This window comes from Micromonospora sp. WMMD729, assembly GCF_049315225.1.
GTDB lineage: Bacteria > Actinomycetota > Actinomycetes > Mycobacteriales > Micromonosporaceae > Micromonospora.
The window spans coordinates 3234590-3255542 of sequence record NZ_CP186059.1 but is presented as its reverse complement, the minus strand read 5'-3'; the positions used below and the strand labels follow the sequence as shown (position 1 = coordinate 3255542).

Sequence of the window (20953 nt, the reverse complement as noted above, 5' to 3'; positions counted from 1 at the left end):
TCGGTGCTGAACTGGGAGTGGCGTCGAGGAGAGGGGCAGGGCATGGGCTGGTTCAACCGGCGGTCTCGCGGCGGCGAGGGGACCCCGACGAAGCTGGACCGAGAGGCCACCCGGGACGACCTCGCCGCGCTGGAGGCGTTCGTCGCCAGCCGGCGGGGTGTGGAGTTCTACCTGGAACCGGAGACGACCGCCACCGACACCACCGTGGTCGCGATCGCCCACGACGGGGAGTGGATCCGGCGCCGTACCGGCACGCCCCGCGCGGCGGGCGACATCGCCCGTAAGCACGCGGTGCCGCTGTACGAGGCGGCCCGCACCGGTTACCCGGAGCGGATGCGGGTGTGGAATCGGGCACACCCGGAGCGCCACGCCCGCTGAGACCCGCCCCGCACGGTCCACCGCACCACCCTTGCTCCCGGCGGAGCCGCCGAGCGCCGACGGTGCCCGGCCTGCGCGGTTGCTCCGTGCCGCCGCGCCGGCGATCGCGCAGCCCAGGGCGTGTGTGGCCTCCTTTGCTCTGCTTACCTATAGGCAACGGTTAGACGCCGTCACTGTCGCCTATGGGTAAGCAGAGCAAAGGACGCCGAGCAGGGATCCGGGGCGTCGCGGCGTGCTGCTCCGCGGTCGCGTCGCCCGCCCAGGTGTCGGTGGGTCACGCCCGTGCGGCGGGCCGGGGCGGCGTTGACCGGCAGCGCGGCGGTGTGGCAGCATTCGCGGCCTGACGGCAGTGAAGGAAGTCGGTGCGAATCCGACGCGGTCCCGCCACTGTCACCGGGGAGTGATCCCCCCTCGTGAGTCACGGCCGTGTGTCTGCGGTTGGAAGGCCGGGGGAGAGCGCCGATCCGGAAGCCAGGATACTTCGGCCGTCGGGACGTACCCCAGGGCGTGGACACCCGAGGAGGACCCGATGACGCATGGCGTCTCCATCATCGACGGCCGCTGCCGTCTCACGTATCGCGACCGTGCTGCCGCCGCGATCGGCATCGTCTCCGTTCGCCGCTGAGGTCCGCACCACGCCACCCGTCGCCGCCGGCCCCATGCCGGTGAGCGGTCCGGGTCGCGGTGCCTGCTGAACCCCGCGCCTACCCGCACGTCGTCGCCGAATCGCTGCCGCGAGCGCGCCGATGTTACCGTCCGGAGCCTGCCGTGCGCATTCTGCTGCTCTCCACCGCCGACACCGACCTGCTGGCTGCCCGCGCCAGCGACGCCGACTACCGGCTCGCCAACCCCGCCCGGGTGGCGGCCGACGCGGTACCCGCCCTGCTCGACGGGGTCGATCTCGCCGTCGTACGCCTGCTCGGCGGTCGGCAGGCGTGGCCGGACGGCCTCGCCGCGGTGCTCGCCAGCGGCGTACCCACGGTCGTGCTCGGCGGCGAGGCGGTGCCCGACGCGGAGCTGATGGCGGTCTCCACGGTGCCGTCCGGCGTCGTCGCCCAGGCCCTCGCGTACCTGGTCGAGGGCGGGCCGGACAACCTGGGGGAGCTGGCCCGGTTCCTCTCCGACACGGTCCTGCTCACCGGCGAGGGGTTCGCCGCGCCCACGCCGACCCCGGCGTACGGCGTGCACGGCGAGCACCCCGGCGAACCGGATCGGCCCACCATCGGGATCGTCTTCTACCGGGCGCACGCCCTGGCCGGCAACACCGCCTTCGTCGACGTGTTGGCCGAGGCGGTCCGCGCGGCCGGCGGCAACCCCCTGCCGATCTTCTGCGGCTCGCTGCGCGGGCTGACCACCGGCGCCGGCCCGCTCGGGCTCTTCGCCCGCTGCGACGCGCTGCTGGTCACCGTCCTCGCGGCCGGTGGCGCGGTCGCGGCGGACGCCTCCGGAGGCGGCGACGAGGACGCCTGGGACGTCGGCGCGCTCGCCGCCCTGGACGTGCCGGTCATCCAGGCGCTCTGCCTGACCAGCACCCGCGAGCAGTGGGCGGGCAGCGACGCCGGGCTGTCCCCGTTGGACGCGGCGATGCAGGTGGCCATCCCCGAGTTCGACGGCCGGATCGTCACCGTGCCGTTCTCGTTCAAGCAGGTCGACGCCGACGGCCTCTCGGTGTACGCCGCCGACCCGGAGCGGGCCGCCCGCGTCGCCGGCATCGCGGTCCGCCACGCCCGCCTGCGGTACGTGCCGAACCCCGACAAGCGGATCGCCGTGGTGCTCAGCTCGTACCCCACCAAGCACTCCCGGGTCGGCAACGCCGTCGGGCTGGACACCCCCGCCTCGGCGGTCCGGCTCTTCGCCGCGCTCGCCGAGGCCGGCTACGACCTGGGCCACGCACCGCCGCCCACCGACGGTGACGCGCTCATTCACGCGCTGATCGCCGCCGGCGGGCACGACGTGGAGTGGCTCACGCCGGAGCAGTTGGCCGCCGCCGAGGCCCGGATTCCCGGGGCGACGTACCGGCGGTGGTTCGACCAGGTACCGGCGGAGTTGCGCGAGCGGATGCGGGAGCACTGGGGTGAGCCGCCCGGCGAGCTGTACACCGACGGCGGCGACATCGTGCTCGCCGGCCTGCGCTTCGGCAACGTGGCGCTGCTGATCCAGCCGCCGCGCGGCTTCGGGGAGAACCCGATCGCCATCTACCACGACCCGGACCTGCCACCGAGCCACCACTACCTGGCCGCGTACCGCTGGCTCGCCGCGCCGGTCGCGGACGGCGGCTTCGGCGCGGACGCCGTGGTGCACCTGGGCAAGCACGGCACCCTCGAATGGCTGCCCGGCAAGGGTCTCGGCCTGGCCGCCGACTGCGCGCCCGACGCCGTCCTCGCGGACCTGCCGCTGGTCTACCCGTTCATCGTCAACGACCCCGGTGAGGGCACCCAGGCCAAGCGGCGGGCGCACGCCGTGGTAGTCGACCACCTGGTGCCGCCGATGGCCCGCGCCGAGACCTACGGCGACCTGGCCAAACTGGAGCAGCTGCTGGACGAGTACGCCACCGTGCAGGCGCTCGACCCGGCCAAGGTGCCCACCGTGCGGGCGCAGATCTGGGACCTGGTCCGCGCGGCCGAGCTGCACCACGACCTGCACGCCGAGGCGATGCCCGACCCGGACGACTTCGACGACTTCGTGCTGCACCTCGACGGTTACCTGTGCGAGGTCAAGGACGTGCAGATCCGCGACGGCCTGCACATCCTCGCCGACGCGCCCACCGGTGAGCCCCGGATCAACCTGGTCCTCGCGGTGCTGCGCGCCCCGCAGGTCTGGGGCGGCGCGTACGCCCTGCCCGGCCTGCGGCAGGCCCTCGCCGCCGGGTACGCCCTCGACGAGCAGGAACTGCTCGCGACGCCCGGGCAGCGGGTCGCCCTGCCGGCCGCGCTGACCGACGCGGTGGACGGCCCTGCCGGTACGGCCGCCGACGCCATCGACCTCATCGAAGGACTCGCCCGGCGGCTCGTCGTCGGCATGGAGACCCTCGGCTGGGCCGCCGACGCGGCCGAGGCGGTGGTCGCCGAGGTGACCGGCCAGCCGATCCCGGACGCGGCGGCGGTGCTGCGCTTCGCCGCCACCGAACTGGTGCCCCGACTCGACCGCACCACCGACGAGCTGCGGAACACCCTCGGGGCGCTGGACGGCCGGTTCGTGCCACCCGGCCCGTCCGGCTCACCCACCCGGGGTCTGGTCAACGTGCTGCCCACCGGCCGGAACTTCTACTCCGTCGACCCGAAGGCCATCCCCAGCCGCAACGCCTGGGACGTCGGCATGGCCCTGGCGGACTCGCTACTGGCCCGGCACCTCGCCGACACCGGGTCGTACCCCCGTTCGGTGGGGTTGACCGTGTGGGGCACCAGCGCGATGCGCACCCAGGGCGACGACATCGCCGAGGTGCTCGCGCTGCTGGGCTGCCGGCCGGTCTGGGACGAGCGGTCCCGGCGGGTCACCGGCGTCGAGGTGGTGCCGACCGCCGAGCTGGGCCGGCCCCGCGTCGACGTCACCGTCCGCATCTCCGGGTTCTTCCGGGACGCGTTCCCGCACGTCGTCGCGCTGCTCGACGACGCCGTGCGGCGGGTCGCCGCGCTGGACGAGCCGGACGAGGAGAACTACCTGCGGGCGCACGTCGCCGCCGACGTGGCCGAGCACGGCGACGAGCGGCGGGCCACCGCCCGGATCTTCGGCTCCAAGCCCGGGGCGTACGGCGCCGGGCTGCTGCCGCTGATCGACGCGCGGACCTGGCGTGACGACGCCGACCTGGCCGAGGTGTACGCGGTCTGGGGCGGCTACGCGTACGGCCGGGGTCTGGACGGTCGGGAGGCGCGTGCCGACATGGAACGCTCCTTCGCCCGGATCGCCGTCGCGGTGAAGAACCAGGACACCCGCGAGCACGACATCGTGGACTCGGACGACTACTTCCAGTACCACGGCGGGATGGTGGCGATGGTCCGCCACCTCACCGGCACGGCACCGGCGGCGTACGTGGGCGACTCGGCCATGCCGCACGACGTGCGCACCCGCACCCTGGGCGAGGAGACCCGGCGGGTGTTCCGCGCCCGGGTGGTGAACCCGAAGTGGATCGCCGCGATGCGCCGGCACGGCTACAAGGGCGCGTTCGAGCTGGCGGCCACCGTGGACTACCTGTTCGGCTACGACGCCACCGCCGGTGTGGTGGACGACTGGATGTACGAGCACCTGGCCGCCGCGTACCTCTTCGACGACACCACCCGGGAGTTCCTCAAGCAGTCCAACCCGTGGGCGCTGCGGGGGATCACCGAGCGCCTGCTGGAGGCCGCCGACCGGGGGCTGTGGGCCAAGCCCGAGCCCGCCACCCTCGACCGGCTCCGCGACGAGTACCTGGCCAGCGAGGGCGACCTGGAGGACCGGGCATGACCACCTACCCGTTCAGCGCCGTGCTCGGCATGGCCGACATGCGGCTGGCGCTGCTGCTCAACGCGGTGTCCCCGGCGATCGGCGGGGTCCTGGTCCGGGGCGAGAAGGGCACCGCCAAGTCCACCGCCGTCCGGGCCCTCGCCGCGCTGCTGCCGCCGGTGCGCCGGGTCGCCGGCTGCCGCTTCGGCTGTGACCCCGCCGAACCCGACCCGGCCTGCCCGGACGGCCCGCATCCCGCCGCAGCGGCGGCCGAGACCGGGCCGGCGCGCCTCGTCGAGCTGCCGGTCGGGGCCGCCGAGGACCGGGTGGTCGGGTCGCTGGACCTGGAGAAGGCGCTGGGCGAAGGTGTCCGCGCCTTCGAGCCGGGACTGCTCGCCGCCGCGCACCGGGGTGTGCTCTACGTGGACGAGGTCAACCTGCTGCACGACCACCTGGTCGACCTGCTGCTCGACGCGGCCGCGATGGGCCGCAGCCACGTCGAGCGTGAGGGCGTCTCGGTCAGCCACGCCGCCCGGTTCCTGCTGGTCGGCACCATGAACCCGGAGGAGGGGGAGCTGCGTCCGCAGCTGCTCGACCGGTTCGGGCTGACCGTCGAGGTGAACGCCAGCCGGGACCCGGAGATCCGGGTCGAGGTGGTGCGCCGCCGGCTGGCCGCCGACGCCGACCCGGCCGGGTTCGCCGCCCGCTGGGCCGCCGCCGACGCCGAGATCGCCGCCCAGGTCGCCGCCGCCCGCCGCCGGCTTTCCGGGGTACGCCTGCCGAACGCCGCCCTGCGACAGATCGCCGAGGTGTGCGCGGCGTTCGACGTGGACGGGATGCGCGCCGACATCGTCACCGCCCGTACCGCCCTCGCCCATGCCGCCTGGCACGGCCGGGACCGGGTCACCAGCGACGACGTCCGGGTGGCCGCCCGGCTCGCCCTGCCGCACCGTCGCCGCCGCGACCCGTTCGACACACCGGGGCTGGACGAGAAGCGCCTCGACGAGGCCCTGCAACGGGCCCAGGACGTCCACCCCGACGACCCGGACGACGACGGCCCGCACGACGGCGGCCCGTCCGGTCCGCGCCCCGACGGCCCGGACGGCGGCGGTTCGGGCGGTGCGGGTGGCCCCGGCGGCCCGGGCGGTTCGGGCGGTGCGGGTGGCCCGGGCGGTGGGCACCGTTCCGATGGGGACGGACCGGACGCTCATGGCCGTGACGCCGGTGGCGCCGCCCGCGACTCGACCGCCCTGGGTGGTCCGGAACGACACGGCTCCGCCGGCGGGGACGAGCGCGACGCCAGCGCAGACGAGCGCGACGGCAGCGCGGGCGAGCGCGGCGACGGTCCCGAGCCATACGCCGCCGACGCCAGCGTGGACGGGTCCTCCGATCGGTCGCCGGCCGACAGCCGGGGCAGGCGGCGTCGACGGGCCGCAGGCGCGGGGTCGAGCGACGCCGGCGACGATCGAGACTGGGAGGGCGGGAGCGTGGCCGTACCCCGGGGTGGCCTGCGGGCCCGGCTGCTCACCGCGCCCGGCGTCGGTGACGGGGTGCCCGGCCGGCGGTCGCGCGCCCGGACCGGGCGTGGCCGGACGACCGGGGCGCGGCTGCCGGCGGGCCGGGTCGGCGCGCTGCACCTGCCGGCCACCGTGCGTGCCGCCGTGCCGCACCAGGCGGCCCGGGGAAGGCTGGCGGGTCCGCTGCTGCTGCGCTCGGACGACGTGCGCGAGGCGGTCCGGGAGGGGCGCGAGGGCAACCTGGTGCTGTTCGTGGTGGACGCCAGCGGGTCGATGGGCGCCCGGCAGCGGATGGGCGCCGTGAAGGACGCCGTGTTGGCGCTGCTCACCGACGCGTACCAGCGACGGGACAAGGTTGCCGTGATCGCCTTCCGGGGCGCCGGAGCGCGGACGCTGCTGCCGGCCACCTCTTCGGTGCTGGCCGCGTCGACCCGGCTGACCGAACTGCCCACGGGCGGGCGGACGCCCTTGGCCGAGGGCCTGCTCGCCGCCGCCGACCTGCTGCGGCTGGAACGCCTACGCGATCCGAAGCGCCGCCCCCTGGTCCTGGTGGTCACCGATGGCCGAGCCACCGCCGGCCCGCGCCCCCTGGACCGCACCGCAGCAGCGGCAAGGATCCTGGCAGCAACAGGCACCCCCTGCGTGGTCATCGACTGCGAGTCCGGCCCAATCCGCCTCAACCTGGCCGCCCGCCTGGCAACCCAGCTCAACGCCCCCCGACACCCCCTGGACACCCTCACCCACCCCCGCGATCTTGCAGTTTCTGTCGCGGCATAAAGGACTCAAGGACACAAATGACCAACAGAAACTGCAAGATCGCGGGAAGCACGGCGACGGGACGCACGGACGTGGGACGGGAGGCGCGCTGATGCCGCAGGGGCAGCCGAGCCACGTTCCCGCTGACGGGTTGACGACGCGGCAGCGGCGGAATCGGCCGTTGCTGATCGTCCACACCGGGCAGATGAAGGGGAAGTCGACGGCGGCGTTCGGGTTGGCGCTGCGGGCCTGGACGGCCGGCCTGCCGGTCGGGGTGTTCCAGTTCGTCAAGAGCGCCAAGTGGCGGGTGGGGGAGGAGACCGCCTTCCGGGCGCTCGGCGAGGTGCACGAGCGTACCGGCCAGGGCGCCCCGGTCACTTGGCACAAGATGGGCGAGGGCTGGTCCTGGATCCAGCGCGGCGGCGAGGCCGACCACGCCGCCGACGCTCTGGAGGGGTGGCGGCAGATCCAGCGCGACCTGGCCGCCGAGCGCTACGGCCTGTACGTGCTGGACGAGTTCACCTACCCGATGAAGTGGGGCTGGGTGGACGTGGACGAGGTGGTCGCCACCCTCGCCGACCGGCCCGGCTTCCAGCACGTCGTCATCACCGGTCGGGACGCCGACCCGCGCCTGGTCGCCGCCGCCGACCTGGTGGCCGAGCTGACCAAGGTCAAGCACCCGATGGACGCCGGCCAGAAGGGCCAGAAAGGCATCGAGTGGTGACCGAACCGTGGGCGCTGCCCCGGGTGGTGGTGGCCGCGCCGGCCAGCGGCCACGGCAAGACGACGGTCGCCACCGGCCTCCTGGCCGCGCTGCGCCGGCGCGGCCTGACCGTCAGCCCGCACAAGGTCGGCCCGGACTACATCGACCCGGGATACCACGCTCTCGCCGCCGGCCGGCCCGGCCGCAACCTGGACCCGTTCCTGGTCGGCGCCGAGCGGATCGCCGCCCTGCTGCGGCACGGCGCGAGCGTCCCCACGCCCGCCGACATCGCCGTGGTCGAGGGCGTCATGGGTCTGCACGACGGCGCGGTGGGCCGCCGCGACTTCGCCTCCACCGCGCACGTCGCCCGGCTCGTCGACGCGCCCGTGCTGCTGGTGCTGGACACCACCGCGCAGGGTCGCTCGGCCGCCGCGCTGACCCTCGGCATGGCCGCGTTCGATCCGGCCGTGCGGATCGGCGGCGTGATCCTCAACCGGGTCGGCTCGCCCCGGCACGAAACCCTGCTGCGCGACGCGCTCGCCGAGGTGGGCGTACCGGTGCTCGGGGCGGTCACCCGCGCCGCCGAGGTCGCCGCGCCGGCCCGGCACCTCGGGCTGGTGCCGGTCGCCGAACGGGCCCCCGAATCGCTCGCCATCGTCACCGCGCTCGCCGAACTGGTCGAGGCCACCGTGGACCTCGACGCCGTCCTCGACCTGGCCCGCACCGCCGGGCCGCTGACCGTCCCCGCGTGGGACCCGGTCCAGGCCGTCGGCGGGCCGGCGGGCATCGGGCGGCCACGGGTCGCGCTCGCCGGTGGTCCGGCCTTCACCTTCTCGTACGCCGAGACCGCCGAACTGCTCACCGCCGCCGGCGCGGACGTCGTCACCGTCGACCCGCTGCGCGACCGGTCGCTGCCCGCCGGCACCCGCGCGGTCGTCGTCGGGGGCGGCTTCCCCGAGGCGTACGCGGAGGCGCTGGCCGGCAACGGCACGCTCCGCGCCGAACTGGCCGACTTCGACGGGCCGATCGTGGCCGAGTGCGCCGGGCTGCTCTACCTCGGGCGGTCCCTGAACGGCGTACCCATGTGCGGCCGGCTGGACCTGACCGCCCGGATGACCGGCCGGCTCACCCTCGGCTACCGCGAGGCGGTGGCCGTCACCGACTCCCCGGTGGCCGCCGCCGGCGAGCCGGTACGCGGGCACGAGTTCCACCGCACCACCACCGACCCTGGGCACGGCGAGGTGCCGGCGTGGCGCTGGAACGACACCCCGCACGGCTTCGTCAGCGGCCGGGTACACGCCTCCTACCTGCACACCCACTGGGCCGGGTACCCCGGGGCGGCCCGTCGCCTCGTGGAGGCGTGCCGGTGACCGCCACGTTGACCGGGGTGGGCGTCGGCCCGGGTGACCCGGAACTGCTCACCGTCCGGGCGGTGCGCGTCCTGCGTGCGGCCGACGCGGTGTTCGTACCCGTGATGGCGGACCGGCCCGGTGCGGACGCCGGGCGGGCCGAGACGACCGTGCGGGAACACGTCCCGGCGGACCGGCTGCGGCGGCTGCCGTTCGCCCTCGACGACCGGGGTGGGGTGACCGCCCGCCGCGCGGCGGCCTGGGACGAGGCCGCCCGGACGGTCGTCGCGGCGATCGACGCGGGCGCGGAGTCGCTGGCCTTCGCCACCATCGGCGACCCGAACGTCTACTCCACCTTCGGCTACCTGGCGCAGAGCGTCCGCGCGCTGCGCCCGGCCGTGCGGGTGGCGACGGTGCCCGGCGTGACCGCCATGCAGGAGCTGGCCGCGCGCAGCGGCGTCCCGTTGGTCGAGGGGCGCGAACCGCTCACCCTGCTGCCCGCCACCGCCGACCCGGCGCTGTTCGCCGACGCCCTGGCCGGCCCGGGCACCGTGGTCGTCTACAAGGGCTGGCGGCGGCACCCGGAGCTGCTGGCCGAGCTGCGCCGGCAGGGTCGGCTGCCCGACGCGGTGCTCGGGCGCGCCCTCGGCCTGCCCGGTGAGCGGATCGGTCCGGTCGACGACGCCGGGCCCGACCTGCCGTACCTGTCCACGCTGCTGGTCCCGGCCCGCCGCACCCACCGAGGAGGAAAGCTGTGACCAGCGACGGCAAGGTGTGGTTCGTCGGTGCCGGACCGGGCGCGGCGGACCTGCTGACCCTGCGGGCCGCCCGGGTGATCGCCGCGGCGGACATCGTGATCTGGGCGGCCAGCCTGGTGCACGGCGACGTGCTCGACCACGCCCGGCCCGACGCGGAGATCATTGACTCGTCGCAGCTACCCATCGAGGGGGTGCTGCCGCTCTACGAGCGTGCTGCCGCGCAGGGGCTGACCGTGGCCCGTATCCACTCCGGCGACCCGGCGCTGTGGGGCGCGGTGCAGGAGCAACTGGACCTGTGCCGGGCGCTCGGCCTGGCCGTCGAGGTCGTTCCCGGGGTGTCGTCGTTCACCGCCGTCGCGGCACTGGTCGGGCGGGAGCTGACCGTGCCGGAGGTGGCCCAGTCGGTGATCCTCACCCGCCTCGAAGGCGGCAAGACGCCGATGCCGCCCGGTGAGCGGGTCCGGGACTTCGCCCGGCACGGCACCACCATGGCGCTGTTCCTGTCCGCCGCCCGCTCCGGGCAGGTGCAGGCCGAACTGTTGGCCGGCGGCTACCCGGCGGACACCCCGGCGGTCGTGGCGTACCAGGCCACCTGGCCCGACGAGCTGGTCGTACGCTGCACGGTCGGCACCCTGGAGGCCACCGTCAAGCAGCACAAGCTGTGGAAGCACACCCTGTTCCTGGTCGGTCCGGCCCTCGCCGCGACCGGCACCCGCTCCCACCTCTACCACCCGGGGCACTTCCACACCTTCCGTCGCGCCGAACCGGCCGCCCGCGCCGAGCTGCGCCGCGCCCGCGCCGGAGAAACCGGAACCCCGTGACGTACGCCGAGCCGCCGCTGCGCGAACCGGACCTGCCGCGTACGGCGAAGGTCCGGCCCACCGCGCTGCGGACCGGCTGGACCACCGGCGCGTGCGCCACCGCCGCGGCCAAGGCCGCCGTGACCGCCCTGGTCACCGGCGAGGTCCAGCCGGAGGTGGAGATCGGCCTGCCGGCCGGGCGACGGGTGCGTTTCCCGGTGGAGCGCTGCGAGGTGACCGGCACCCCACCGGTGCGCGCGGAGGCGGTGGTGGTGAAGGACGCCGGTGACGACCCGGACGTCACCCACGGCGCCGAGTTGACCGCCACCGTGGATTTCACCGACGTCCCCGGGCTGCGGTTGGCCGGCGGCGCGGGCGTCGGCACCGTCACCAAACCGGGCCTCGGGCTCGCCGTCGGTGGCCCGGCCATCAACGACACGCCCCGGCGGATGATCGGCGAGGCGGTGGCCGAGGTCGTCGACCTCACCGAGGTCGGCGTACGCGTGGTGATCAGCGTGCCCCGGGGCGAGATCATGGCCCGCAAGACCACCAACCGGCGGCTCGGCATCCTCGGCGGCATCTCGATCCTCGGCACCACCGGGATCGTCCGGCCCTTCTCCACCGCCTCCTGGCGGGCCAGCGTCGTGCAGGCCGTGCACGTCATGGCCGCCCAGGGCGAGCGGACCGTGGTGCTGTGCACGGGTGGGCGTACCGAGCGGGCCGCCCGGGCGCTGCTGCCCGACCTGCCCGAGGTGTGCTTCGTCGAGGTGGGTGACTTCACCGGCGCGGCGGTCACCGCCGCCGTCGAGGACGCGATGACCGGGGTGGTCTTCGTCGGCATGGCCGGCAAGCTCGCCAAACTCGCCGCCGGCATCCTGATGACCCACTACACCCGCTCCACGGTGGACCTGTCCCTGCTCGGCGCGATCACCGCCGACGTCGGCGGCGACCCGGCGCTCGTCGCCGCAGTGACCGAGGCGAACACCGGGCGACACGCGTACGAGCTGTGGGAGGCCGCCGGTCTGCTCGGCACGGCCGGGGATCTGCTCTGCCAGCGGGTCAAGGCGGTGCTGCGGCGTTTCGCCGGGCCGACGGTCACCGTGGACGTGGCGATGGTCGACTTCGCCGGAGCACGCGTCGTCGCCTCGTCCGGCCGGTGGCCGCGATGAGCGCCCCGGACGCGCTGGTGGGCGCGATGACACCGGACGACGCGACGGCGACGACGGCATCCCCGGACACGCTGGTGACAGTGGTCGGGCTGGACGCCGCCGGGGGTCCGCCGCACCCCGCTCTCGCCCCCGCACTGACCGGCGCGGGCCTGGTGGTCGGGGCGGCCCGGCACCTGGCCGCGGTGCCCGTACCGGCGAGCGCGCAGACCGTCGTCCTCGGGCCGCTCGCCCCGGCCCTGCGCCGGCTGGTTGACGCCATCGCCACCGGGGTGCCGGCCGTCGTGCTGGCCAGCGGGGACCCCGGCCTGTTCGGGATCGTCCGGCGGCTGCGCGCGGCCGGGCTGCCGCTGCGGGTGGTGCCGGCGGTGTCCAGTGTGGCCGCCGCGTTCGCCCGCGCCGGACTGTCCTGGGACGGCGCCGCCGTGGTCACCGCGCACGGCCGTGATCTCCGACCGGCGCTGAACGCCTGCCGGGCGTTGCCGCTGGTCGCGGTCCTCACCGCACCGGGCGCCGGGGCCGCCGAGCTGGGCGCGGGTCTGGTCGGCTGGCCCCGCCGCCTGCTGGTCGCCGAACACCTCGGCACCGACGCCGAACGGGTCCACGCGGTGACCCCCGCGCAGGCCGCCACCGACACCTGGCCCGACCCACACGTCCTGCTCAGCATCGCCGAGCCGCCGCCTGCCCCGCCCGCATCCATCGTGCCGACCGCGGAGCCGCTGCCCGTCCCGCTCGCGTCCGCCGCCACGTCCGTGTCCGCCGCCACGCCGGTGACCGTCGTGCCCGCCGCGCCGGCGCCCGACCCGTTCGCGGTCGGTGGGATGCGCGTCGACAACCAGCCGGCCGCCGCGCCGGCCGGCGGTTGGGCGCTGCCGGAGAACCGGTACGCCCACCGCGACTCCATGATCACCAAGTCGGAGGTGCGGGCCCTGGTCGTCGCGCGGCTGCGTCCCCGACTGGGCCGGCTCGTCTGGGACGTCGGCGCGGGCAGCGGCTCGGTCGGCATCGAGTGCGCGCTGCTCGGCGCGGCCGTGCTCGCCGTCGAGCAGGACCCGGCGTCCGCAGCGACGATCCGGGACAACGCCGCCACACACGCCGTCGACGTGCGGGTCGTCGTCGGGCGCGCCCCGGCGGCGCTGGACGGGTTGCCCGAGCCGGACGCGGTCTTCGTGGGCGGCGGGGGCGTCGACGTCCTCGCCGCCGTGCTGACACGTCGGCCCGCACGGGTCGTGCTCACCCTGGCCGCGCTGGACCGCGTCGCGCCGGCGGTGCACCTGCTGCGCGCCGCCGGCTACTCGGTCGAGGGCAGCCAGCTCGCCGCCGCCCGCCTCGCCGACCTGCCCGGCGGCTCGATCCGACTCGCGGCCACCAACCCGGTGGTCGTCCTCACCGGGGAGCGCCCGTGAACGACACCACCCCCGCCCGGATCGGCCTGGTGGCAGCCACCGCCGCCGGCCGCCGGCACGCCGACATCCTCGCCGCCGCCTGGCCGCACGCCCGGCCGGTCGAGGCCGACAGCGTCGCCGACGCGCTACGCGCCGCCTGGGCGGACTGTGACGCGGTGGTCGCGTTCCTGGCCACCGGCGCGGTGGTCCGCGTCCTCGCGCCGCTGCTCGGCGACAAGCGCACCGACCCGGCCGTGGTGGTCGTCGACGAGGCGGCCCGGCACGCGGTGGCGCTGCTGGGCGGTCACGCCGGCGGCGGCAACGACCTCGCCGAGCGGGTCGGCGCGCTGCTGGACGCCCGACCGGTGGTCACCACGGCCACCGACGCGGTCGGGCTTCCCGGACTGGACACCCTCGGCTGGCCCGTGCAGGGCGCGGTCGCCGCGGTGTCCCGGGCCATCCTGGACGGCGAACCGGTCGAGCTGGTCGCCGACGCCGCCTGGCCGCTGCCCGCCCTGCCCCCGAACGTGCGCAGCACCGCCCACCCCGACGCCACGGCCGAGGGCCGCTACCGGCTGCTGGTCACCGATCGGGTGGTGCCGACCGACGCGCGGACCGCCGTGCTGCGACCGCCGTCGCTGGTCGCCGGCGTCGGGGCGAGTCGGGGTGTACCGGCCGCCGAGGTGGCCGAGCTGCTGCACCGGGTGCTGGCCCAGGCCGGCCTCGACCCGGCGAGCCTGCGCTGCCTGGCCAGCGCCGACATCAAGGCCGACGAGGCGGGCATCCGCAGCACCGCCGACACGCTCGGCGTACCCCTGGTGACCTGGCCTGCGGCGCGCCTCGCGGCGGTCGACGTGCCGCACCCCAGCGAGGTGGTCCGGGCCGCGGTCGGCACGCCGAGCGTGGCGGAGGCCGCGGCGCTGCTCGGCGCGGACGGCCGGACCGACGACGCGACGCTCCTGGTGGGCAAGACCGCGACGGCGATGGCGACCGTGGCGGTGGCGCGGCACGCGCCGCGCGGCCGGCTCGCCGTCGTCGGCCTCGGGCCGGGCGCGGCCGACCTGCGCGCCCCGCGCGCGGCGGCCGAGCTGCGCCGCGCGTCGGTGGTGGTGGGCCTGGACCAGTACGTCGACCAGGTCCGTGACGTGCTGCGGCCGGGTACCCGGGTGCTCGCCAGCGGACTCGGCGCGGAGGAGGCGCGGGCCCGCGCCGCCGTGGCCGAGGCCGCCGCCGGCCGGGCGGTCGCGCTGATCGGGTCCGGCGACGCCGGGGTGTACGCGATGGCCAGCCCCGCCCTGGAGTACGCCGACGAGCGCATCGACGTGGTGGGTGTGCCCGGGGTGACCGCCGCCCTGGCCGCCGGTGCGCTGCTCGGCGCGCCGCTCGGCCACGACCACGCCTACGTCAGCCTGTCCGACCTGCACACGCCGTGGGAGGTCGTCGAGCGGCGGGTGACCGCCGCCGCCGAGGGCGACTTCGTGACCGTCTTCTACAACCCGCGCAGCCGGGCTCGGGACTGGCAGCTCGGCAAGGCGCTGGGGATCCTCGCCGCGCACCGGCAGCCGGACACCCCGGTCGGGGTGGTACGCAACGCCAGCCGCCCCGGCGAGCGCGTGCACCTGGCGACGCTGGCCACGCTCGACCCGGCCATCGTCGACATGTACAGCGTGGTCGTGGTCGGCAACAGCGACACCCGGCTGGTCGCCGGGCGGATGGTCACCCCCAGGGGGTACCGGTGGCGCTCGTGACGATCGACGCCTGCCAGGGCTGCGGCGCGTGCCTGCGCACCTGCCCCACCCACGCGATCCGGCCGGTCGCCGGCGGCCTCACGGTACGCACCGACCGGTGTACCGGCTGCCTGGAGTGCCTGGAGATCTGCCCGGTCGACGCGATCCGTGTGACCGCACCCGAGCACAGTGGAGGGACCCGATGAGCCGGGCCGTGCACCCGATCGAGGTCGAGTCGTACCGCATCCTGCGGGAGCGGGTCGACCTGTCGCACCTGCCGCCGTTGACCCGGGCGGTCACCGAGCGGGTGGTGCACGCCAGCGCTGACCTGGCGTACGTCGACGACCTGGTCTGCGACGAGGCGGCCCTCGAATCGGGGTTGGCCGCGCTGCGCGCGGGCGTACCCGTGGTGACCGACGTGGCGATGGTCGCCGCCGGCATCACCCGGGCCGGTCTGGAGCTGGTCTGCCCGGTCGCCGAGCCGGCCGCCGCCGAGCTGGGCCGCACGGCCGGCATCACCCGCTCGGCGGCGGCCGTGCGGATCGCCCTGGACCGGGTCGGTCCCGGCGCGGTCTGGGTGGTCGGCTGCGCGCCGACCGCCCTGGTCGAACTACTCACCCTGGACGCCGCGCCGGCGCTCGTCGTCGGCCTGCCGGTCGGCTTCGTGGGCGCCGCCGAGTCTAAGGCGGCGCTGCGGGCCAGCGGCCTGCCCGGGGTGTCCAACGTGGGCGAGAAGGGTGGTTCGGCGGTCGCCGCCGCCGCCCTCAACGCCCTGCTCTACACCGAGGAGAAGTCATGACCGGTCTGGTCATCGTCGGGCACGGCACGCGCAGCGCGGCCGGGGTCGACCAGTTCGCCGCGCTCGTGCAACGGGTCCGCCGGCGTGCGGACATCGGCGACGTCGAGGGCGGCTTCATCGAGCTGTCCCGCCCGCCGCTGACCGACGCCGTCGGCGCTCTCGTCGCGCGTGGACACCGGGCCCTCGTCGCGCTGCCGCTGGTGCTCACCGGCGCCGGGCACGGCAAGGGCGACATCCCCGCCGCCATGGCGCGCGAGCAGCAGCGGCACCCCGGGCTGACCTACCGCTACGGGCGTCCGCTCGGCCCTCACCCGTTGCTGCACACGGCCCTCGAGGAGCGCATCGACACCGCGCTAACGGGCGGCGACCGGGCCGGTACCTGGGTGGCGCTGATCGGACGGGGGTCCACCGATCCGGACGCCAACGCCGAGGTCGCCAAGGTCGCCCGGCTGCTCTGGGAGGGGCGCGGGTACGCGGGCGTCGAGCCGGGGTTCATCTCCCTCGCCGAGCCGTCGGTGCCGGCGGTGCTGGACCGGCTGCGTCGCCTCGGCGCGCGGCGGATCGTCGTCGCGCCGTACTTCCTGTTCGCCGGGGTGCTGCCGGACCGGATCGTCGCCCAGTCGGCCGAGTTCGCCGCCACGCACCCCGACCTGGACGTCCGGGTCGCCGAGGTGATCGGCGACTGCGACGCCCTCGCCGACCTGGTGCGCGAACGCTACGCCGAGGCGCTGGGCGGCGACATCCGGATGAATTGCGACACCTGCGCCTACCGGGTGCTGATGCCCGGCTTCGCCGACAAGGTGGGCCGCCCGCAGCAACCGCACGACCACCCCGACGACCCGGTCGGCCACCACCATCACCACCATGCGCACGGGGTGATCGCGGTGGCCACCGGGCCGTAGGTTCACTCGCTGCGGGCCGTCTCCGGGCCGGTGACGCGTTCCAGCAGCGGCATGGTCGAGGCGATCACGCCCAGGCAGGCGACCAGGCCGATCACGACGATCACGGCGAAGCGCGGCGGCGGCGCGACAAGCGTGTAGCCCATCTGTGCCCGCAGGAAGAGGTGCGCGGCGAGCAGGCCCATCCCGATGGCCACGGCGGTGACGGCGAGCATCGGTACGGCGCTCTCCAGCGCGACGACCCGGCGTAGCACCCGTACCGGTGCGCCGCTGAGACGCAGCAGGCTGAACGGCCGCCGCCGTTCGGTCAGGCCGCCGATCACGCTGACCGCGAGGCTGCACCCGCCGAGCGCCAGGCTGGCGATGATGACGACGTTCGCCAGCTGCTCCCAGCCGCGCAGGGTGTTGGAGAAGTTCGTCTCGTAGTCGCCGGGCACGTTCGGCCCCACCCAGAAGGTCGGGAAGGCAACCTCCAACACGGTGCGGACCTGCTCGATGGCGGCGGCCGAGCCGTCCGTGCCGACGACCATCGCCCCCACCGGTAGCCGTTGGAGGTCGGCGACGGTGATCGACGCGGCCGGCCAGACCGTCGCGGACGACGCCGACTCCCGCCAGCGGCTCAGGCCGTACGGCACCTCGATGACGTTCGCGCCGTCGGCGCACCGGCCGTACGCGCTCGGCAGGTCGGCGCAGGCGATGACGCCGACCTCGCCGGAGGCCGTCACCTGCGGGTTCTCCCGGATGGCGGTCGCGGATCGCACGCCGTCGATCGCCCTCAGGTCGGCGAAGAGGGTGTCCGGCACCGTGGCCGTCTTCTCGTCGAAGACGGTGGTCACCGTGCTGGCGTCGATGGAGCCGACCGGGGCCGGTCCGCGTTCGTCGATGATCGTGGTGATCACACCGATGGCGACGCTCGTGACGAACAGCGCGAGCATGATCCCGCTGATCGCCCGGAAGCCGGCCTTCGGGTTGTCCGCGAGCCGCCGGGCGGCGATGAGCGTGGCCGGGCGATCGGCACGCCGGGCCAGGATCCGCGCGCCGACCATCGTCAGCCACGGTCCGGCGACGACCAGGCCGGCCATGATGAGCAGCAGACCGGGTAGGAACATCGCCGTCTGCCCGTCGGCGGTCGCGGGCCGATAGCCGAGGGCGGCCACCAGCACGGCCACTCCGGCGAGTGCCGGGATCAGCCGGTACGCGCGCGGCGCCCGTGGGGTGACCCGCCGGGTGACGCCCAGCGGCGAGATCCGTACGCGGCGCAGCGAGATCCGGGCCGCCACCGCCGCACCGGCCGGTACGCCCAGCGCCACGGCCAGGATGTCCCACACCCCGAGCGACAGGTCGCCGGGGAAGAACGGCATGCCGGTGAACGGGATGGCCGCGAGTGAGCCCCGGAAGGCGAGGAACAGGCCGAAGCCGACGGCGGTGCCGGCGACGGCCGCGACGGCCGACTCCACGGCGGCGACCGTGGCGATCTGCCGGGGCGTCGCGCCGACCAGGCGCATGGCGGCGAAGCGTTGCTCCCGGCGGGCGGCGCTGAGCCGGGTGGCGGTGCCGATGAAGATCAGCACCGGGAAGAGCAGCCCGCCGGCGGCCACCCCCAGGATGAGGTTCACCGTGGTCTCGGGGAGCGCGGGCGTCTCGCCGACGCTGCGGACCTGCCGCGCGCTGGGCAGCGCGGAAACCTGCTCGGGCGTGCCGCCCACGATGGCCAGGAGGGTGTCCGGTGAGGTCAGCCCGGCCGGGCCGACCACGCCGACGTCACGTCCCGGGTAACGGTCGGCCAGTTCGGCGGCGGGGTGGGCGGCCAGCAGGTCGCGCAGCGCGGGGGAGGCGTAGAACTCGCCCGGCCCGGGAGTGCCCGGGACGCCGACCGGCACGGGCGCGCTCGGCCCGCTGGCGGCCACGTCGATCCGGATGATCTGTCGGCCCTGGAAGTAGTCGTCCCGGGTCGACCACCAGAGCGGGTCGGCGGCGCCGCCGCCCACGTCGCTCGGGTAGATCGACGCGTACCGGGTGAGCTGGGAGTTGGTGGCGTTGACCCCGGCCAGGGTGGCCAGCAGCAGCCCGCTGCCGACCGCGACGGCGGCGGCGATGACGAGCAGGCGGGTGAGCGCCTCCCGGCCGCCCGCCACGGCGAGGCGCAGCGCGAAGGCGATCACGACGCGATCCGCTCCGGCGCGGTCACGCGCCCGTCGCGGACCATGACCTCGCGGTCGGCGTACGCGGCGATCCGGGGTTCGTGGGTCACCAGGACGACAGTGGTGCCCTGCTGCCGGGCCGCGTCGACGAGCAGGTCCATGACCTGCTCACCGGTGAGGGAGTCGAGCGCGCCGGTCGGCTCGTCGGCGAAGAGCACCCGCGGCTCGGCGACCAGCCCGCGGGCCAGGGCCACCCGCTGCGCCTGCCCCCCGGACAGCTCACCCGAGCGTCGCTCCTCGAGGCCGTCCAGGCCGAGGCGCGCGAACCAGGCTCGCGCCCTGGCCAGCGCCGGTGTCCGGCGCACACCACCGAGCAGCAGCGGCAGGGCCACGTTCTCGACCGCGGTCAGCTCGGGGACGAGCTGGCCGAACTGGAACACGAAGCCGAAGCGGTCGCGGCGCAGGCTGCTGCGGGCGGTCTCGGCCATGGTGTCGACCCGCGCCCCGTCGAAGAGGATCTCGCCGGCGTCGGGCACCAGGATGCCGGCCAGGCAGTGCAGCAGGGTGGACTTGCCCGAGCCGCTGGGGCCCATGACGGCGACGATCTCACCGGCGTCCACGGCGACGCTGGCACCGCGCAGGGCGGGTGTCTGTCCGAACGCGAACGTCACGTCGCGGGCCTCGATGACGGCGCTCACGGCCGTACCTCCTTGCGTAGGGCGTCCAGGCGGGCGCCGGTCATCTCGATCCATCGGAGGTCGGCCTCCAGGTGGTACAGGCCGTGGTCGGCGAGCAGCGCGTCGACCAGGTTGCCGGCGCGCTTGATCTCGGTCAGCTCGCGCATCCGACGCAGGTGCGCGCGGCGCTGGGTGTCGAGGTACTCGTCGGCGGGACGGTCGGTCATCAGCGCGAGCACGACCTTGGCGAAGAGCACCGTCTGGAGGTGCGGCTCCGGGTCGACGGGCTGGGTCAGCCACTGCTCGACCTCGGTCGCGCCCCGGTCGGTGATGACGTAGCGCTTGCGGTCCGGGCCGGCGCCGGGTGCGACGTCGCTGATCACCACCTTCCCGTCCCGGGCCAGTCGGCTGAGGGTGGAGTAGACCTGGCCGAACGGCAGCGGCTTGCCCCGGCCGAAAAAGGCGTCGTAGTCGCGCTTCAGGTCATAGCCGTGGCTGGGCTCTCGTTCGAGGAGGCCGAGCAGGGTCAGTGGCACGCTCATGCCGAGGAGACTACACCGAGGGTATACCTCGCGTATATACCCTCAGGGTGTTCGTCATCGCCCCCTGGTCGGGGCCCGTTGGAAGAGGGGTCAGGCCGTCAGGGCGTGGGTCAGGACGTAGCCGGCGCTGGCCGCGACGAGCCCCGCGGCGACGCTGCCCGCCACGTTGACCAGGGCGAGCAGCCGATGATCGCCCCTGGCCAGCCGCAACGTCTCGTAGCTGAACGTGGAGTAGGTGGTCAGCGCTCCGCAGAATCCGGTGCCGAGGAGCGCGCTGACCGCCGGGCCCGCCGGTACGCCGACGAGAGCGCCGAGCAGCAGCGAGCCGACCACGTTGACGGTCAGCGTGCCCCACGGGAACGCCGAGGTGTGCCGGGACTGCACGGCCCGGTCGGTGAGGTACCGCAGGGGCGCGCCGACGGCCGCGCCCAGGGCGATGAGCAGAACGGTCACCGGGCCGCCCCGCCGCGCAGGAGTCGACCGGTGACGACGTCGCCCAGCGCGACCGCGACGAGCGCCCCGAGCAGCGTGGCGGCCAGGTAGGCCAGCGCGGTGCCCGGAGCGCCCGCGACCAGCGCCTGCTGGATGTCGACCGCGTAGGTGGAGAAGGTGGTGAAGCCGCCGAGGATCCCGACCCCGAGGAACGGGCGCGCGAGCGGGTGGCCGCCGCCGAGGTGCCCGAGCACCGCCATCAGCACGCCGATCAGCAGGCAGCCGGTCGTGTTGACGCCGAAGGTGGCCCACGGGAAGCCGGTCGGCGGGTGCGGGGCGAGGTGTTGCAGGCCGGCCCGGCCCAGCGCGCCGAGCACACCGCCCGCCGCGATCGTGGCGAGGACGGTCGCGGGGTGCGCGGTCAGCTCACCCCGGTCGGCGGGAACCCGCAGGTCGACGTCGGGGTCGGTGCGCGGGTCCAGTGGTTCTGCCACGGGTGCTCAGCGTA

Annotated in this window: 17 protein-coding genes, 1 pseudogene and 1 riboswitch; of the genes and pseudogenes, 13 read left to right on the top strand and 5 right to left on the bottom strand. The window is 75.3% G+C overall.

Annotation, left to right across the window (positions count from 1 at the left end; translation table 11 throughout):
• The first annotated feature begins 42 nt into the window (after nucleotides 1–42).
• From ACN263_RS15065 to ACN263_RS15005, 13 genes and pseudogenes are all read left to right on the top strand, one after another.
• The gene (locus ACN263_RS15065) at nucleotides 43–378 is read left to right on the top strand and encodes a hypothetical protein (protein WP_422740438.1); all 336 of its coding nucleotides are present in this window, start codon (nucleotides 43–45) and stop codon (nucleotides 376–378) included.
• 327 nt (nucleotides 379–705) lie between these two features.
• Nucleotides 706–882, top strand: a riboswitch (cobalamin riboswitch).
• Nucleotides 883–1146: 264 nt separating this feature from the next.
• Nucleotides 1147–4815 carry a cobaltochelatase subunit CobN gene (gene cobN, locus ACN263_RS15060; protein ID WP_422740437.1) on the top strand — a complete coding sequence of 1223 codons (3669 nt, stop codon included), beginning with the start codon at nucleotides 1147–1149 and terminating at the stop codon, nucleotides 4813–4815.
• Nucleotides 4812–7088 (top strand): VWA domain-containing protein, encoded by a 2277-nt coding sequence (locus ACN263_RS15055; protein ID WP_422740436.1) that lies wholly within the window; start codon nucleotides 4812–4814, stop codon nucleotides 7086–7088. Before cobN ends, ACN263_RS15055 begins: the two co-directional genes overlap by 4 nt.
• A 91-nt stretch (nucleotides 7089–7179) precedes the next feature.
• Nucleotides 7180–7791 (top strand): cob(I)yrinic acid a,c-diamide adenosyltransferase, encoded by a 612-nt coding sequence (gene cobO, locus ACN263_RS15050; RefSeq protein WP_422740435.1) that lies wholly within the window; start codon nucleotides 7180–7182, stop codon nucleotides 7789–7791.
• Nucleotides 7785–9140: a cobyrinate a,c-diamide synthase gene (locus tag ACN263_RS15045; RefSeq protein ID WP_422740434.1), complete on the top strand. Its 1356-nt coding sequence runs from the start codon at nucleotides 7785–7787 to the stop codon at nucleotides 9138–9140. The genes cobO and ACN263_RS15045 overlap by 7 nt, the downstream gene beginning before the upstream one ends.
• Nucleotides 9137–9877, top strand: coding sequence for a precorrin-2 C(20)-methyltransferase (gene cobI / locus ACN263_RS15040; protein WP_422740433.1), 741 nt, complete (start codon nucleotides 9137–9139; stop codon nucleotides 9875–9877). Before ACN263_RS15045 ends, cobI begins: the two co-directional genes overlap by 4 nt.
• On the top strand, nucleotides 9874–10698 hold the full coding sequence (gene cobM, locus ACN263_RS15035; RefSeq protein ID WP_422740432.1) for a precorrin-4 C(11)-methyltransferase: 825 nt from the start codon (nucleotides 9874–9876) through the stop codon (nucleotides 10696–10698). The genes cobI and cobM overlap by 4 nt, the downstream gene beginning before the upstream one ends.
• On the top strand, nucleotides 10695–11846 hold the full coding sequence (locus ACN263_RS15030) for a cobalt-precorrin-5B (C(1))-methyltransferase (RefSeq protein ID WP_422740431.1): 1152 nt from the start codon (nucleotides 10695–10697) through the stop codon (nucleotides 11844–11846). Before cobM ends, ACN263_RS15030 begins: the two co-directional genes overlap by 4 nt.
• A gap of 26 nt (nucleotides 11847–11872) precedes the next feature.
• Nucleotides 11873–13249 (top strand): precorrin-6y C5,15-methyltransferase (decarboxylating) subunit CbiE, encoded by a 1377-nt coding sequence (gene cbiE, locus ACN263_RS15025; RefSeq protein ID WP_422740714.1) that lies wholly within the window; start codon nucleotides 11873–11875, stop codon nucleotides 13247–13249.
• Nucleotides 13246–14976: a precorrin-3B C(17)-methyltransferase gene (cobJ, locus tag ACN263_RS15020; RefSeq protein WP_422740430.1), complete on the top strand. Its 1731-nt coding sequence runs from the start codon at nucleotides 13246–13248 to the stop codon at nucleotides 14974–14976. The genes cbiE and cobJ overlap by 4 nt, the downstream gene beginning before the upstream one ends.
• Nucleotides 14964–15161, top strand: a complete 198-nt coding sequence (locus ACN263_RS15015) for a DUF362 domain-containing protein (protein WP_422740429.1) — start codon at nucleotides 14964–14966, stop codon at nucleotides 15159–15161. Before cobJ ends, ACN263_RS15015 begins: the two co-directional genes overlap by 13 nt.
• On the top strand, nucleotides 15158–15754 hold the full coding sequence (locus ACN263_RS15010; protein WP_422740428.1) for a precorrin-8X methylmutase: 597 nt from the start codon (nucleotides 15158–15160) through the stop codon (nucleotides 15752–15754). Before ACN263_RS15015 ends, ACN263_RS15010 begins: the two co-directional genes overlap by 4 nt.
• A pseudogene (locus tag ACN263_RS15005) lies at nucleotides 15751–16635 on the top strand (sirohydrochlorin chelatase); the annotation flags it as partial. The gene ACN263_RS15010 and the pseudogene ACN263_RS15005, both read left to right, overlap by 4 nt.
• A 23-nt stretch (nucleotides 16636–16658) precedes the next feature.
• On the opposite strand, the gene ACN263_RS15000 reads toward ACN263_RS15005, so the two are convergent.
• The 5 genes from ACN263_RS15000 to ACN263_RS14980 form a co-directional block, all read right to left on the bottom strand.
• A complete protein-coding gene (locus tag ACN263_RS15000) occupies nucleotides 16659–18815 on the bottom strand; it encodes an FtsX-like permease family protein (protein ID WP_422740427.1) in 2157 nt (718 codons plus the stop codon).
• Nucleotides 18812–19492: an ABC transporter ATP-binding protein gene (locus ACN263_RS14995; protein WP_422740426.1), complete on the bottom strand. Its 681-nt coding sequence runs from the start codon at nucleotides 19490–19492 to the stop codon at nucleotides 18812–18814. The genes ACN263_RS15000 and ACN263_RS14995 overlap by 4 nt, the downstream gene beginning before the upstream one ends.
• Nucleotides 19489–20013 carry a PadR family transcriptional regulator gene (locus tag ACN263_RS14990; protein WP_422740425.1) on the bottom strand — a complete coding sequence of 175 codons (525 nt, stop codon included), beginning with the start codon at nucleotides 20011–20013 and terminating at the stop codon, nucleotides 19489–19491. The genes ACN263_RS14995 and ACN263_RS14990 overlap by 4 nt, the downstream gene beginning before the upstream one ends.
• A 90-nt stretch (nucleotides 20014–20103) precedes the next feature.
• Entirely contained in the window at nucleotides 20104–20466 is a 363-nt protein-coding gene (gene crcB / locus ACN263_RS14985; RefSeq protein ID WP_422740424.1) for a fluoride efflux transporter CrcB, read from the bottom strand.
• Nucleotides 20463–20939 carry a fluoride efflux transporter FluC gene (locus ACN263_RS14980; RefSeq protein ID WP_422740423.1) on the bottom strand — a complete coding sequence of 159 codons (477 nt, stop codon included), beginning with the start codon at nucleotides 20937–20939 and terminating at the stop codon, nucleotides 20463–20465. Before ACN263_RS14980 ends, crcB begins: the two co-directional genes overlap by 4 nt.
• Nucleotides 20940–20953 lie beyond the last annotated feature (14 nt).